Here is a 14,539-nt window from a genome sequence, read left to right on the forward strand (position 1 = left end):
AGCATGTCAGATGTCCGGTCTGTTCGACGCCGCGATCACAAAGCGCGCCGCCATCGACGCCTTCAGGAAGCTCGATCCGAGACGCCTTGCGCGCAATCCGGTGATCTTCGTCACGGAAGCCGTGTCGGCGGTGGTCACGGCGTTCTTTGTGCGCGATCTCCTCGCGCAGAACGGCGCCGCCTTTTTCTCTGGCCAGATCGCCGCCTGGCTGTGGTTCACCGTGCTCTTCGCCAATTTCGCCGAAGCGGTGGCGGAGGGGCGCGGCAAGGCGCAGGCGGACGCCTTGCGCAGGACGCGCAGCGATTCGCACGCCAAACGGTTGATTGATCCGCAAGACAAGAGCGGCATGAAGGACGTCTATGAAGGCGTATCGGCGCTCGATCTCAAACTCGGCGACCTGGTGCTGGTCGAGGCGGGCGACCTTATCCCTGGCGACGGCGAAGTGATCGAAGGCGTCGCGTCGGTCAACGAGTCGGCGATCACAGGCGAGTCCGCGCCGGTCATCCGCGAGGCGGGCGGCGACCGTTCCGCCGTTACCGGCGGCACGACGGTTCTCTCCGACTGGATCAAGGTGAAGATCACCGCCGCGCCGGGTTCGACCTTCATCGATCGGATGATCGCGCTCGTCGAGGGCGCCCAGCGGCAGAAAACGCCGAACGAACTCGCGCTGTCGATTCTCCTGTCCGGGCTGACGATCATTTTCTTGATCGTTTGCGTGACGCTTTGGCCGCTCGCGATCTACTCGGGGGCGACGATTTCCGTCACCGTGCTGATCGCGCTGCTCGTCTGTTTGATCCCGACGACGATCGGCGGACTGCTGTCGGCGATCGGCATCGCCGGCATGGACCGGCTGATCCGCTTCAATGTCATCGCCACCTCGGGTCGCGCGGTGGAGGCGGCGGGCGATGTGGACACGCTGCTTCTCGACAAGACCGGCACGATCACCTTCGGCAATCGCATGGCGGACGAATTCATTCCTGTCGAGGGCGTCTCGGAGCATGCGTTTGGCGAAGCCGCTTTGCTTGCCTCGCTGGCGGATGAAACGCCGGAGGGCCGCTCGATCGTCGCTTTTGCGAAAAGCTCGCTTGGGTTTTCGACGCCCGACCTAGGCCAGGAAGCTCAGATCGTTCCCTTTTCCGCGCACACGCGCATTTCCGGAGTCGATCTTCCCGGACGGATGCTGCGCAAAGGCGCCGTCGACGCCGTCGCCTCGCAAGTCAGGTCCGTTCCCGTCGATTTCGAACGCGCCGTCGAACGGATTTCGCGCGCGGGCGGCACGCCTCTGGCCGTTTCGGAAAACGGCAGGTTGCTGGGCGTGATTCATCTCAAAGACATCATCAAGCCCGACATCAAATCGCGCTTCGCCGCCTTGCGCGCCATGGGCGTCAAGACGGTGATGGTCACAGGCGACAATCCGATCACCGCCGCGGCGATCGCCGGAGAAGCGGGAGTCGACGACTTCATTGCGCAAGCCAAGCCCGAGGATAAACTTGCCTATATCCGTAAGGAGCAGCAGGGCGGGCGGCTGATCGCCATGTGCGGCGACGGCACCAATGACGCGCCGGCGCTCGCTCAAGCGGACGTTGGCGTCGCCATGCAGACCGGCACCCAGGCGGCGCGCGAAGCCGGCAATATGGTCGACCTCGACAGCGATCCGACAAAGCTCATCGAGATCGTCGCGATCGGCAAGCAGTTGCTGATGACGCGCGGGTCGCTGACGACCTTCTCGATCGCCAATGACGTCGCCAAATATTTCGCGATCATTCCGGCGCTGTTTGTCGTCGCCTATCCCGAACTGGAGGCGATCAACATTATGAAGCTCGCCTCGCCGCAGTCGGCCATCCTCTCGGCGGTGATTTTCAACGCGCTCATCATTATCGCGCTCATCCCGCTTGCGCTGAAGGGCGTCCCGTACCGGCCCGTGGGCGCCGCCGCTTTGTTACGGCGGAATCTGCTGATCTATGGGCTTGGCGGTCTGATTGCGCCCTTCATCGGCATCAAGCTTATCGATCTCGCCGTCTCGGCCGTTCATCTCGCATAAGGAGCCCCCAGATGCTCTCCCAAATTCGTCCGGCGGTCGTCATGATCGTTCTCTTCACCGCGCTGACCGGAATCGTCTATCCGCTCGCGATCACCGGAGTTGCGCAACTCGCCCTGCCGACGCAGGCGAATGGAAGCGTGATCGAACGCGACGGAACAGTCATCGGCTCGGCGCTGATCGGACAAAACTTTGCCTCCGATCGCTATTTTCATGGCCGGCCTTCGGCTACGACAGGTCCCGACCCAGCTGATCCTTCGAAAACCGTCGACGCGCCCTACAACGCATCAAACTCGATGGGCTCCAATCTCGGGCCGACGTCGAAGAAGCTCGTCGACCGCGTCAATGCGGCGATCGAGTCGGAATTCGCCGCCGGCCGGATTGACGTCGTCGCCGCTGACGCCGCCACAACCTCCGCCTCCGGCCTCGATCCACATATTTCGCCGCAGTTCGCGCTGGCGCAGGCGGGAGCCGTCGCCAAGGCGCGCAATCTCAGTGAGTCGCAAGTGCGCGCCGTTGTCGAAGCGAATCTCGAAGGGCGCGAATTTGGCGTGATCGGCGAGCCGCGTGTAAATGTGCTCTTGCTGAATTTGGCGCTTGATCGCTTACAATAGAGGTGATGCCCGAGAAGGTAGACGTCTTTGGCCCGCGACGATGGAGACTTCGACCGCCGACCCGACCCCGATGCGCTCCTTGCCCTGAGCGACAAGGAGAGCAAAGGGAAGCTTTGCGTGTTCCTCGGCGCCGCGCCCGGCGTCGGCAAAACTTATGCGATGCTGGCGCGCGCGCAAACGGCCAAGGCTGAGGGCGTCGATGTTGTCGTAGGCGTAGCAGAAACTCATGGGCGCTCTGAGACGCAAGCCCTCCTCAACGGTCTTGAGACGCTGCCACGTCGCAAATGCGAATACCGCGGTCGGATCATCGAGGAATTCGACATAGACGCGGCGCTGGCGCGAAAGCCTCAGCTCATCCTCATCGACGAACTCGCGCACACGAACGCGCCAGATAGCCGGCACCCCAAACGCTGGCAGGACGTCGAAGAGCTGCTCGACGCCGGCATCGACGTCTGGACGACGCTCAATGTCCAGCATCTTGAAAGCCTCGCCGACGTCGTTTCCCGCGTTACCGGCGTCGCGGTGCGAGAGACGGTCCCGGATCGAGTCCTGCAGAAGGCTGCGGACGTTATTCTCGTCGACGTCACGCCAGACGAACTGCTCCAGAGACTGAAGGACGGCAAGGTCTATGTGCCGGAGACCGCGAGGCGCGCGACGCAGAACTTTTTTACGCCGCGCAATCTCACGGCCTTGCGCGAACTTGCGCTGCGGCGAACGGCGGAACGCGTCGACGACCAAATGGTCGATTTCCTTCGCCAAGGGGCGATCGAAGGCCCTTGGGCGACGGCGGAACGCTTACTGGTTTGCGTTGGCCGCGATGCGAAATCCGAGGCCGTGGTTCGCGCCGGCGCACGACTGGCGACAGGCCTCAACGCAACGTGGATCGCGCTTTATATCGAGCCTGCGGGCCAGGAGGAGCGATCCGCCGAGGTCGTGAGAAATGTTGACCAAGCGTTGCGGCTGGCGGAGCGGCTTGGCGCCGAGATCGAGCGCGTCTCGGGAGACGATCTCGCTGGCGAAGTGCTGCGTTTTGCAAGACGCGAAAATATTACGCAGATTGTGCTCGGCCGTTCGCCAGCTCGGCCCTTCGCCCGAATCATGCGACGTTCCCTGACCGACGAAATTCTTCGGCAATCGACGGATATCGCGGTTCACGTCGTCGTCCAGGAGGATGGCGCGCTTCAAGCCAGACGCGCGCCGAAATTGCCGACACTGTCAGAGACGTGGCGTGGGGTCGGCGGCGCCGCAGCGTCGGTCACGATCACGGTGATGATTGGATATGTGCTCGACCGCTGGCTCGGTCTTGCCAATCCGTCGGTGATCTTTCTCCTCCCCGTCGTGCTTTGCGCCGTCGGCTTGGGAATGTGGTCCGCGATCATGGCGGCCGTTCTTTCCTTTCTCGCCTGCGACTTCTTCTTTTTCACTCCGCGCTACGAACTCACCATTTCCCAACCGCAGGAATTTCTTTCGCTCCTTGTCGCGCTGGTCGTCGCCGTCATAACGGCGATGCTCGCGAGCAAGATGCGCAACTACGCGCAGAACATGCGCCAGCGGTCTCAGGCCATGCAGTCGCTGTTTGACTTTTCTCGCAAACTTTCGACGATAACGACGCTCGACGACATTCTCTGGGTGTCGGCTTCTCAAATTCAGAAAGCTGGCGGCGCATCCTGCGTTGTGCTGCTGATGCCGGACGAGACCGGATTGAGACTGGCTGCCGCCTGGCCGCCGGTTGATCAAATGGACGCCGGCGAGCTCGCCGCGGCGCGTTGGGCGCTGGAAAAAGCCGAGCCCGCCGGATGGCGGACTGATACGCTGCCGAATGTGCGGTTTCAATTCCGGCCTCTCACGACGGCGCGCGGCGTCGTCGCCGTTTGCGGGATCGAGCCCAAGACGCCTCGCGAACCGTTCTCGGCTGCCACGGAAAGCACGATTGCGGCGCTGATTGAACAGACGGCGATTGCGATCGACCGATCGATGCTCGTCGGCGACTCGGTCAAGGCGGCGGCTCTCGAAGAGAATGAAAAACTGCGGACGATTCTGCTGTCCGCCCTCTCGCATGATCTCCGCACGCCGCTCACGTCGATCACCGGCGCCGTGACGAGCCTGCGCGAACTTGGCGAGAAGCTTTCGCCCGACGATCGTAAAGACCTTCTTCTCTCGATCGAGGAAGAGGCCGGACGTCTATCGCGCTTCATCGCCAATCTGCTGGACATGTCGCGTATCGAGTCCGGCGGTCTGTCGCCGCGCAGCGATCTCGTCAATGTGGCCGACGTCATCCGCAACGTCCTGGAAAGATCCCGAAAAACTTTCTCCGGAAAAGACACGTCGATCAGCATCGCGCCGGACTTGCCGCCTATCCGAGGCGACGCCAATCTCCTGGGCCAGGTGTTGTTCAACTTGATCGACAATGCGCATAAATATGGCGGCCCGACCGGCGTGATCATTCATGCGCGGCGGGAGGGCGCTGACGTGGTCATCACCGTGACGGACGAAGGGCCTGGCGTGAAGGCGACGGACCTCGAACGCATCTTCGAAAAATTCTATCGGAGCGGGCGCGTGGATGGCCGCAAGGCCGGCACCGGTCTGGGCCTCTCGATCTGCCGCGGACTGGTCAAGGCCATGGGCGGAACCATCGTCGCTCAGAGCCCTGCCGTTCGGCGACGTGGGACAAGGATCATCATGCGCTTCCCTGCCGCAAGCGAATCCAAGCAAGGCGTGGCGGCATGAGCGGCGCGAGCGTTCTCGTCGTCGACGATGAACCTCAAATACAGCGCGTCTTGCGGCCGTCGCTGACGGCGAGCGGCTACGAGGTCATAGAAGCGGCGACAGGCCGCGAGGCGCTGGCCGCTATATCGGCAAAAGCGCCAGATCTCATCATCCTCGATCTTGGTCTCCCCGACATGGACGGCAAGGAGGTGTTGCGAAAGCTGCGACTCATCACGCGAACGCCGGTGATTGTTCTGTCGGCGCGCGATCGTGAATCGGAGAAGATTGCAGCGCTCGACCTTGGCGCCGACGACTATGTCGAGAAGCCGTTTGCGATGGGAGAGCTGCTGGCGCGCATGCGCACGGCCTTACGTCACTCGCAGGATACGGCGACCGCCGAATCCGAATGCGTCGTCGCCAACGGACTCGTCGTAAATTTGTATAAGCGAAGCGTCGCAAAAAACGGCGCGCCGGTGAAACTGACGCCGAAGGAATTCGAGCTCCTCGCCTTTCTCGCGCGACACGCCGGCCGGCCTTTGACGCATCGAGAAATCTTGAAAGCGGTTTGGGGGCCGGCGCATCAAGACGACAGTCAATATTTGCGCGTATTCATCGGCCAGCTACGGGCGAAGATAGAGGAAAACCCCGCAACGCCCACAATCATCGTGACCGAGCCTGGCGTCGGCTACCGATTTATCGAGTTCGAATAGGAAGAGCGGTGGCGGCTCTTACGATCGCGCGTTCGTGCGCGAAGCGGAATGCGCGTTGTTCAGATTGGCGTGCGTCTCCGACGTCGCGGCAGGAAACCATAATTTGAAAGTCGCGCCGCCTCCAGGCGTATCTTCGACCCAGATGCGGCCGCGATGGGCGTCGATCAGCTCCTTGGCGATGGCCAATCCCAGGCCCGTGCCTGGAATAGAATCATTCTTGCGCCAGAAAGGTTCGAAGATCAGATCACGGTCTGTCTCTTCCACGCCGCCACCGTGATCGATGACTTCGATGGTTGCGTTTTCGGCGACCCCAACGTGAACCGTGCCGCCTTCCGGCTCGGCGCGAAGAGCGTTGTCGATAACGTTCGAAATGACGGATTCAAGCGCCGGCCGATTGCCCTCTATAAGAACAGGCGCGCGGGGCGCGTCGAGAACGATCTGGCGCCGCCCCTTGAGCGCCAGAAGCGCTGCGTCCGCAATGATCGTTCTCGTCAACGCGACGAGGTCAATCGTGTGATCAAGCTTTGTCGATTGTTGATCCAGCCGCGCGGAAGCTAGCAGCTGCTCGACGATGTTGCGTATTCGCCGATGATCGCGTTTTAGATCATTCTTGAAGGTCGGCTCCTCGGGCGCATCAAGTCGCACGCCGAGCACATTAATGGGCGTGCGAAGTTCATGCGCGGCATTTGACGTAAAACGCCGTTGTCGGGCGACGCCGGCATCGAGCCGCGCCAAAGCGTCGTTTACCGCATCGACGAGGGGGCCAACTTCGCTCGATACGTCATTTGCATCGAGGCGCTGGTCTAGGCTGTTCATGTCGATTCGTGACGCCTGCACCGCCACGCGTCTGAGCGGCCTCAATCCCCACCGCACGGCGAACCAGGCCGCGCCTGCCGACATCAAAATCGCCATGACCAGGTAGGCGGTCAACCAGCGCGTTTCCTCAATGGCGGCGTCGAAAATGTCGCCCCAACGAAATTTCTGTCCGTAGACGGCGATGTGAAGGCGCCCGAAGGGAGTCCATTCTGGTTCCATAAGGCCCGCACGAATAGCGCTTGGATCGCCAGGCAGGATGAAATGCACATGGGTCGGGCTGATCTCGATGAGAGGCTTCAGCATCGCGATGAGCTCTGGCGAGGAACCGGCGACTGGGTCACGGCTCAGACTTCGGAACGCCGCGAACTTCATAGCGGGCGCGCGCTTCAGATCTTCTAGCAGGTCCGGCGTCGGCCTGATCTCCAGCATTTTATCTTCATTCATCGCCAACGATGCGATGATCTGCTTTTTTGCGCGAATCGCCGACAACTCATCGAGCGATGTGGCGAAAAATTCTACTCCCGTAAGGCCGATGCCGATCGTTACCAGCCAAGCGATCGGAAAGGCAATAATTTGTGCAAGGAATAGACAGCCGACAATGCGCAATACGAGCGAATGCCGTCTCAATCAAGCAACTCCGTCACCATATAGCCAACGCCGCGAATAGTGTGAATGGCGACGCCAGCGTTCAACACGATGAGCCGTCGCCGCAAGCGGGAGACGGCCGTGTCGAGCGTGTTGTCCTGAACGTCGTCGTGAGGAGAGAAGACCTCGTCGAGAAGAGCCTCGCGCGACACCACACGATTGACGCGCCGCAGAAGAGAATCGAGCAGGACCAATTCCCGCCGGTGCAGCGTGACGATTCTGTTCGAGATACTGACGTCACGCGTCGTCGGGTCAAAAGACAGCGCGCCCACGACGATCGGCTTTGGCGCGCCGCTTCCCGGACGCCGAACGCAGGCCCGTATTCTCGCGACCAACTCCTCTCCCTGGAATGGCTTTGTCACATAGTCGTCCGCGCCGAGATCGAAACTCGACACTTTGTCCGCCATGTCGTCCATAGCCGTCAGCATCATGATGCGAATGCCTGGCCGCAGTTCTCGCGCGAGCGGCATGAGCGACAGGCCATCGCCATCAGGCAGACGACGATCGAGCAGAAGGAGGTCGTAATTCGAGCCTTCGACGGCTTCTCGCGCAGCGCTCAGACAGCGGGCTTGATCGACGTCGAAACCGGCCTGGGCGACTAACGACGCCGTCAAACGCGCCGCATCCAGCTCGTCTTCAACCAACAATATTCGCATATGGGCGCCGCTCCCCTTCGCGCCGTTGATTATCGAATCTGGTCACCGAATTCGCAAGACGGGCGAAGGGCCGGCTGTTGCGCAAAAGACACAGCGTCTCGGATTCGCGCCAAAATCTCTCACGTCAGACTCATGTCAGGCGCATCAGTCCCGCTTTGGCTATTTATGCTCCACCAGGCGAAAACGGCGACGATGCAGCAGATCCCACGCCATACGACGAAGACGAGCGAGTGCGCACGTAGGCGCCTCGGACGCGTCCGCGCGATCCTGCTCAGCCTTATCGCATTTGTCATGGCGGTTCAGGGCGTTGCTCTCGCCCCGCCCTGGGCGCGAAGCGTTTCTCACGAAGAAATTGCCGCGGTCTCGATCGCGGCCATCGTCGATTGTGCGCAAGAGGACTCGCGCTCGCCAGCGAACGACGGTCACGCGCATAAGTGCTCTTTGGCTGGGCTCTGTTGCTCGGCAAGCTACGAGGTGCAGACGTTTGGTCTCCCGGGAGCGGCATTTAGCCTGGCGCCCTGGCGCCGATTGGCGGCCGACGCTGTTAAGCCGCACGCTCCCGTACGCAGCCGCCTCGCGCAAGCCGGTTGGGCGAGCGCCTGGTCATCGCGCGCCCCGCCGCGGCACGCCTGACTCGCGCTCTAAGCTCAACCCGCTTCTTCTTCTCGTCTGCTCGAGCGCCGTGACCGTCGCTCTGGAGTTTCACCATGAACTCGTCAGTTTTACTGCGCGGCGTGTCCGCCAGCGCACTGTTGTTCGCCTTCGCCTCTGAATGCGCACATGCTCAGCAAGCGTTGCCTACGATCAGCATCGGCGGGCGGCAGCGTCCGCCATCGACTCACGTGTCGGGACCACCAACGGGAGAGCCCGCCACGTCCGATTCCGGTCCATCGTCCAATTTTCCGAGCGAGCCGAAGACGCCTGCTGAAGGCTATGTCGTAAACGACGCCATTACCGCCACTAAGACCGACATCCCAATCAGGGAAACCCCTGTGTCGGTGAACGTGGTCCCCAAGCAAGTGATGATCGACCAAAACAATACAACCGTTCAGGAAGCGCTAGAGAATGTGCCGGGCGTGCGGTCCAACAACAACGAGTTGGAAGGTTACAACTTCAAGATTCGTGGCTTTCAGAGCCTCAACATCTATCGTAACAATCTGTCCTTCGGCAATGTCAGCCCCGGTATCCTCGACACCGCCAATCTGGAGCGTATCGAGGTGCTTAAGGGGCCGGCGTCGATACTTTACGGACGGGCCGAGCCCGGCGGATTGATCAACCTGGTGACCAAGCAGCCGCTCGATCACGCCCGCTACGTTGTCGATCAACAGTTCGGATCGTTCAGCTGGTATCGCACGCAGTGGGATTTTAGCTCTCCTGTCGCTGAAGTGCCAGGGCTCGCCTATCGTGTCTCCGGCGCCTATCAGAACAATGGTTCATTTCGCGGATATTCAGGGGGCGGAGAGCGCGTGCTCGTCGCGCCGGTGGTGAGCTACCGTCCGAGCGCTTGGACAGAACTCACGCTCGAAGGACAATATTCAGGTCAGAAGGCGCAAAGCGACGTCGGGATCCCAACAATCGGGCCGAGACCCGCGCCGGTCCCGTTGAGCCGCTCGTACCAGGAGGCCAATGATCCGCGCGACCGCTTAGAGAGCTATCTGGTCAGTTATAAATTGCGTCAGAATCTCAATGAGGATTGGAAGGTCACCAACCGCTTTCTTTACGCCGCCGCCCCCATTTTGGATAAGCCCAATATTACGCCACTCTGCGTCACGCCGCTGTGTATCGACGCGGATGGGCGCACGCTGCAACGCGTCGGGCAATACCAATTCGCGTCCTCTCGTACCTTCTCGACCAATATTGACATCGAAGGGAAGTTTGAGGCGCTTGGCGGCAAACACACATTTCTGATGGGGCTCGATTATCTGAACACTTATTACGACTATTACTTCGCCAACGGCGCCGCCCTGTATCCGATAGACATTTTTTCCCCGATCTATGGAACGGTCCCCTCCTTCGCCTATTTCGATTCACAAATTGGATCTGGATTCAAATTTCATTCGTCTGTGCTCGCCAGACAAAAAGGGCTTTATATCCAGGATTATGTCACATGGTTTGACCGTCTGCATGTGCTCGCAGGCGTGCGGTACGACGTAGCGGACCAAACGATAGGAACGTCTTCGAGCTTTGAGAATGGCGGCGGCGTTTACGATGCGAGCAAGGACTTGGCGATCGCCAGTCGACTGCGATCGCCGACGGCCATCGACAGGGGTTGGAGTCCGCGCGCTGGCGTCGTCTACGACATCCTTCCGCAGGTCAGCGTTTACGGCAGCTACTCAAGATCCTTTGGTCAGAACAACGGCTTTACCGCCGACAGACAGCCATTAGGGCCGCAGCGCGGCCTGCAATGGGAAGTCGGTCTGAAGGCCGAGCCTCTGCCGGGTCTGAGCGCCACGCTCGCCATCTTCCAAATCACCAAATCCGGTGTGCCGACACGGGATCTCGCGTCATTGGCCTCAATGGGGCAGAAGCTTGCCGGATTGCAGCGCAGCCGCGGCATCGAGTTTGACGTACTCGGCCGCATTACCGATCGCATGACGATCGTTGGCAACTACGCATTTATCGACGCGAAAGTTATCGCCGACAATCCGGTGAATCGGTTGAACCCTTTTGGCTTTTACGATTCCACGATCTTCGGCGAAGGGGGCGGCCTTCTCGGCAACCATCTTGATAATGTGCCACGCCATTCGGGCAAAATCTTTCTGACCTACGCTTTTGGCGACAACGGCCTCGGGTTGCGCGTCGGCGGCGGCGTAACGGCCTCGACGCGGGCGTGGGGCGATATCCAAAATACCTTTGTGCTGCCGGGATGGGCGCGTCTCGACGCCTTCGCGAGCTACGCGACGCTGGTCGACGGCTATAAGGTGACGGCGCAGCTCAATCTCAAGAACATCAATAACGCGCAGTATTTCACCGGTGTGGACGATTTCTTCAACTACAATGTTCCACCGCTGAATGCCATTCCCGCTAATCCCTTCACGGCGACCGGCCAGATCAGAGTGGAGTTCTAGCGATGCCGCGCGCGCTGTTCGTATGGCTGCATCGCTGGGCGGGACTGGCGATGACGGGCTTCCTGATCGTGGTCGGGCTGACGGGAAGCCTGCTCGCGTTCTGGGGCGAGTTGAACCACTGGCTGACGCCGGAACTTTATCCCGGTCAACGCGCTGGGATAGAACTCGACGCGGCGACGCTGGCGCGCCGCGCCGAATCCATCGTCCCGCAGGCGCGCGCAGCGACCGTCTACATGGGCCATCCAGGCTCGGTCTCGATCGGCATGGAGGCGCGCGACGGCGCGCCGCCGCTCGATTTCGAGTTTCTGCACCTCGATCCGGTCGACGGCCATGAACTCGGGCGAGTCACCTGGCATGGATTGCCGAGACGCAAGAACGACATCATGCCGTTCGTCTATGGCCTTCACATGTATCTCGCGTTGAGCGGGATCGGCGACTGGATTCTCGGCGCGGTGGCGCTTGTCTGGACGATCGACTGTTTCGTCGGTTTTTATCTGACGCTGCCGGCGGGCGGCGAGCGCTCGCGCAAAGGATTCTTTGCGCGCTGGAAGCCGTCGTGGCTCGTGAAGCTCAAGAGTTCCTTCTATCGCGCCAATTTCGATTTGCACCGCGCCGCAGGCCTGTGGCTCTGGGCGATGCTGCTCGTCTACGCCTGGTCGAGCGTATTCTTCACGCTGCCGAATTTCTACACGCGCGCGACGCAGCTCGTCCTCGATTACGAGGCGCCCGTCTGGGCGCAGGCGGGAACGCCGCAGGCCGACGCGCGTCCGCCCATGGAATGGGAGGCGGCGCAGGCGAGCGGCGAGCGGCTGATGGCGGAGCAGGGGCGGCAACACGGCTTTACGATCGAACGGCCGCTGGCGCTCTATAATCTGCGCGACAAGGGTCTTTACGAATATCGCGTGCGCTCGTCGCGCGACATCGGCGACAAGGCGGGTTCGACCTCGATCCTGTTCGATTCACGCTCGGGCGAACTGAAGACACTCAGTCTGCCGACGGGGCATCGCAGTGGAACGACGCTGACCACCTGGCTCGTCGAACTGCATATGGCCAATCTCTTTGGGCTTCCCTACCGCATCTTCGTCTGCGCGATCGGCCTCGTCATCACCATGCTTTCCGTCACCGGCGTTTACATCTGGTGGAAGAAGCGTTCGGCGCGTTTGGCGCATGTGCGGCGGACGGCGCCGCGGCCGGTGCCGGCGGAGCGAACGCCCGCTTGATTTTGATGCGGATGTTTTGGTGATTGAGGTGGAGCGACAAATGGATTTCGATCAGGTCAAACGGGGTCATGTCATCCATAATCTGCGCCGCGCGCTGCCGCTTTCGGCCCACGCCCGGCCGGCGCTGATCGGCTTTCTGCGCGAACGCGGCGTCATCGGGCGCGGCGCGCCGCGGCTCGTCGTCCTTGATATTTTCGACGCCCGAGCGGCGGGCGGCCTGATGTGCCGCTTCGCCATCGCCGAGGATAGCGAGGCCGCAAGCTTCATCGCGCCGCTCGCGCAACTCGCGCTCGCGCGCAGACAGCCCGCCGCGCGTTTGCGCGCCGGGCGACAGCGACAGCCGCCGCCTGGCGCGGCATGAGGGCGACGCTCGTCGCTTTGCTTTGCCTGTGCGTCGGCGCCGCGCAGGCGCGCGCCGAGGAGCTGCGGGAGGACGAAGGCAAAGAGACACTGCAAAGCGAAGGCAAGAGGCGCGGCAAAGAGAAGAGCGGCGCCAAAGAGCAGAACAAGGAGCGGAACGAGGAGCGGAACGAGGAGCCCAGCCAAGTTGAGCGGCGCGCCGACGCGCCCAATGCGCAGACGCTCGGGCGCGACCAGAGCGGCGTCTATGTCAACGCGCCGGCGACCAACTCGGCCTTTTCGCCTGAATTCGTCATGCGCGGCTTTCCCGCCGGGGTGACGCTGTTCGACGGCGCTTCGCATGGCTTCACCGCCCAAAGCGTCGATCTCTCGACCGTCGATCATGTCGAATTCTACAAGGGGCCAAGCGCCATGCTGTTCGGCAAGGCGCTCGGGGGCTACGGCGGCGCCGCCGATTACATCCGCAAGGCGCCGACGCAAGAGACCTTCGCCCGCGCCGTCGCCACCAAGGCGAGCTTCGACGTCGCAAGGTTCACCGCCGACGTCAACGCGCCGCTCAATGAGGATAAGAGCCTGTTGTTTCGCATGACCGGCTCGGCCCAGAGCCTCGGGAGCTTCGTCGATTTCACGCGCACCCGCAGCTTCGATATCGCGCCCATGCTCGCCTTCACCGCCGACAACGGCGACCGCGTCAGCCTGCGCGCCGAGCACAATGGCGCAAGGCTCGTCTGGCGCGACGGCCTGCCGGCCGATCCGGTGTTTTTGCATGTCCCCAAGGAGTTCTATGCCGGACTTCCGGCGAATGAACATGAAACCCCCGTCTTCGACGATCTCACCTTGCGCTATGAGCACGCCTTCAACGCCGACTGGAAGGTCGCCGCGGTCGTCGACTATTTTCTCTACGCCGACCGCTGGGGCTGGTTCACCGGCTGGGGCTATGACGGATTCCAATCTGTTGTCTTCGGCAATCCGGTGCGCGCCCGCACCGCCAACCGCAGCTTCGATGCGCAATTGCGCCTCAATGGCCGTTTCGACACCGGCACCCTCGCCCACAACGTCTTTCTCGGCCTCGAACATTGGGACTTCTACTTCGGCTACAACAATGACGTCGCCCGCTATGAGGCGGCGCCGCTCAATATCTTCGCGCCCGTCTATTCGCCCGGCGTCAGCTATGCCGGGGCCTATTGGTCGAATGGCGTGGCGCGCGCCATCAGCCGCTCGGTTTATGGCCAGGACCTCATCGATCTGAGCGAGAACTGGCGCATCCTGATCGGCGGGCGCTACGATCTCCTCGCCCAGCGTGAACGCGTCTTCGACCCGCTCGGCGCGCTGACGGGAGAGCCGACATCGAGCCTGAGCAAAGGCGTAAAGGGCTATATTTCGCCGCGCGCCGGCATCCTCTTTCGGCCGAATGAAGAGACGCAATTCTTCGCCGCTTACGGCAAATCGCTCATCCCCAACACCGGCGTGCGGGTCCAAAGCGGCGAAGCGCCGCCGCCGCAGCAGGACACCCAGTATGAGCTGGGCTTGCGGCGCGAGTTTCTCGATCGCAAGATGAGCTTCGAGGTCGGGCTCTTTGACATCACCCGCGACAATGTCGCGATCCCCAATCCGGCCAATCCGAGCGGCTTCTATTCCGTCGTCACCGGCCAGCAGCATAGCCATGGCGTTGAGGTCAACCTCGGCGGCGAGATCCTGCCGAATCT

At 61.6% G+C, this 14,539-nt stretch carries 10 protein-coding genes; 8 read left to right on the top strand and 2 right to left on the bottom strand.

Features of this window, described 5'->3' with window-relative positions:
• Positions 1-10: 10 nt before the first annotated feature.
• From kdpB to IYY11_RS15265, 4 genes are read left to right on the top strand one after another with little or no spacing between them, the layout of a single operon-like run.
• Positions 11-2,041 carry a potassium-transporting ATPase subunit KdpB gene (gene kdpB / locus IYY11_RS15250; RefSeq protein ID WP_196404607.1) on the top strand — a complete coding sequence of 677 codons (2,031 nt, stop codon included), beginning with the start codon at positions 11-13 and terminating at the stop codon, positions 2,039-2,041.
• Between the two features lie 11 nt (positions 2,042-2,052).
• The gene (gene kdpC, locus IYY11_RS15255; RefSeq protein WP_196404608.1) at positions 2,053-2,652 is read left to right on the top strand and encodes a potassium-transporting ATPase subunit KdpC; all 600 of its coding nucleotides are present in this window, start codon (positions 2,053-2,055) and stop codon (positions 2,650-2,652) included.
• Positions 2,653-2,679: 27 nt separating this feature from the next.
• Positions 2,680-5,379: a sensor histidine kinase KdpD gene (locus tag IYY11_RS15260; protein ID WP_196404609.1), complete on the top strand. Its 2,700-nt coding sequence runs from the start codon at positions 2,680-2,682 to the stop codon at positions 5,377-5,379.
• On the top strand, positions 5,376-6,068 hold the full coding sequence (locus IYY11_RS15265; protein ID WP_196404610.1) for a response regulator: 693 nt from the start codon (positions 5,376-5,378) through the stop codon (positions 6,066-6,068). Before IYY11_RS15260 ends, IYY11_RS15265 begins: the two co-directional genes overlap by 4 nt.
• 18 nt (positions 6,069-6,086) lie before the next feature.
• Here the strand turns inward: IYY11_RS15265 and IYY11_RS15270 are convergent, their stop codons facing one another.
• Both IYY11_RS15270 and IYY11_RS15275 read right to left on the bottom strand, forming a co-directional pair.
• Positions 6,087-7,511, bottom strand: coding sequence for a HAMP domain-containing sensor histidine kinase (locus IYY11_RS15270; RefSeq protein WP_196404611.1), 1,425 nt, complete (start codon positions 7,509-7,511; stop codon positions 6,087-6,089).
• A complete protein-coding gene (locus IYY11_RS15275) occupies positions 7,508-8,185 on the bottom strand; it encodes a response regulator transcription factor (protein WP_196404612.1) in 678 nt (225 codons plus the stop codon). The genes IYY11_RS15270 and IYY11_RS15275 overlap by 4 nt, the downstream gene beginning before the upstream one ends.
• A 707-nt stretch (positions 8,186-8,892) precedes the next feature.
• Between IYY11_RS15275 and IYY11_RS15280 the strand changes: the two genes are divergently transcribed.
• From IYY11_RS15280 to IYY11_RS15295, 4 genes are all read left to right on the top strand, one after another.
• Positions 8,893-11,253: a TonB-dependent siderophore receptor gene (locus IYY11_RS15280; protein WP_196404613.1), complete on the top strand. Its 2,361-nt coding sequence runs from the start codon at positions 8,893-8,895 to the stop codon at positions 11,251-11,253.
• A 2-nt stretch (positions 11,254-11,255) separates the two neighbouring features.
• Complete coding sequence (locus IYY11_RS15285) at positions 11,256-12,473, top strand: PepSY-associated TM helix domain-containing protein (protein WP_196404614.1); 1,218 nt, start codon at positions 11,256-11,258, stop codon at positions 12,471-12,473.
• Between the two features lie 40 nt (positions 12,474-12,513).
• Positions 12,514-12,834: a hypothetical protein gene (locus IYY11_RS15290; protein WP_196404615.1), complete on the top strand. Its 321-nt coding sequence runs from the start codon at positions 12,514-12,516 to the stop codon at positions 12,832-12,834.
• A partial coding sequence (locus IYY11_RS15295; protein WP_196404649.1) for a TonB-dependent siderophore receptor occupies positions 12,831-14,539 on the top strand: 1,709 nt, incomplete at its 3' end. The genes IYY11_RS15290 and IYY11_RS15295, both read left to right, overlap by 4 nt.

It is taken from the genome of Methylocystis sp. H62 (genome assembly GCF_015709515.1).
Classification (GTDB): domain Bacteria; phylum Pseudomonadota; class Alphaproteobacteria; order Rhizobiales; family Beijerinckiaceae; genus Methylocystis.

Coding starts and splice junctions, on each gene's coding strand:
- IYY11_RS15285 (WP_196404614.1), top strand. CDS start 11,256: ATGCCGCGCGCGCTGTTCGTATGGCTGCATCGCTGGGCGGGACTGGCG.
- IYY11_RS15265 (WP_196404610.1), top strand. CDS start 5,376: ATGAGCGGCGCGAGCGTTCTCGTCGTCGACGATGAACCTCAAATACAG.
- IYY11_RS15275 (WP_196404612.1), bottom strand. CDS start 8,185: ATGCGAATATTGTTGGTTGAAGACGAGCTGGATGCGGCGCGTTTGACG.
- kdpB (WP_196404607.1), top strand. CDS start 11: ATGTCCGGTCTGTTCGACGCCGCGATCACAAAGCGCGCCGCCATCGAC.
- IYY11_RS15290 (WP_196404615.1), top strand. CDS start 12,514: ATGGATTTCGATCAGGTCAAACGGGGTCATGTCATCCATAATCTGCGC.
- IYY11_RS15280 (WP_196404613.1), top strand. CDS start 8,893: ATGAACTCGTCAGTTTTACTGCGCGGCGTGTCCGCCAGCGCACTGTTG.
- kdpC (WP_196404608.1), top strand. CDS start 2,053: ATGCTCTCCCAAATTCGTCCGGCGGTCGTCATGATCGTTCTCTTCACC.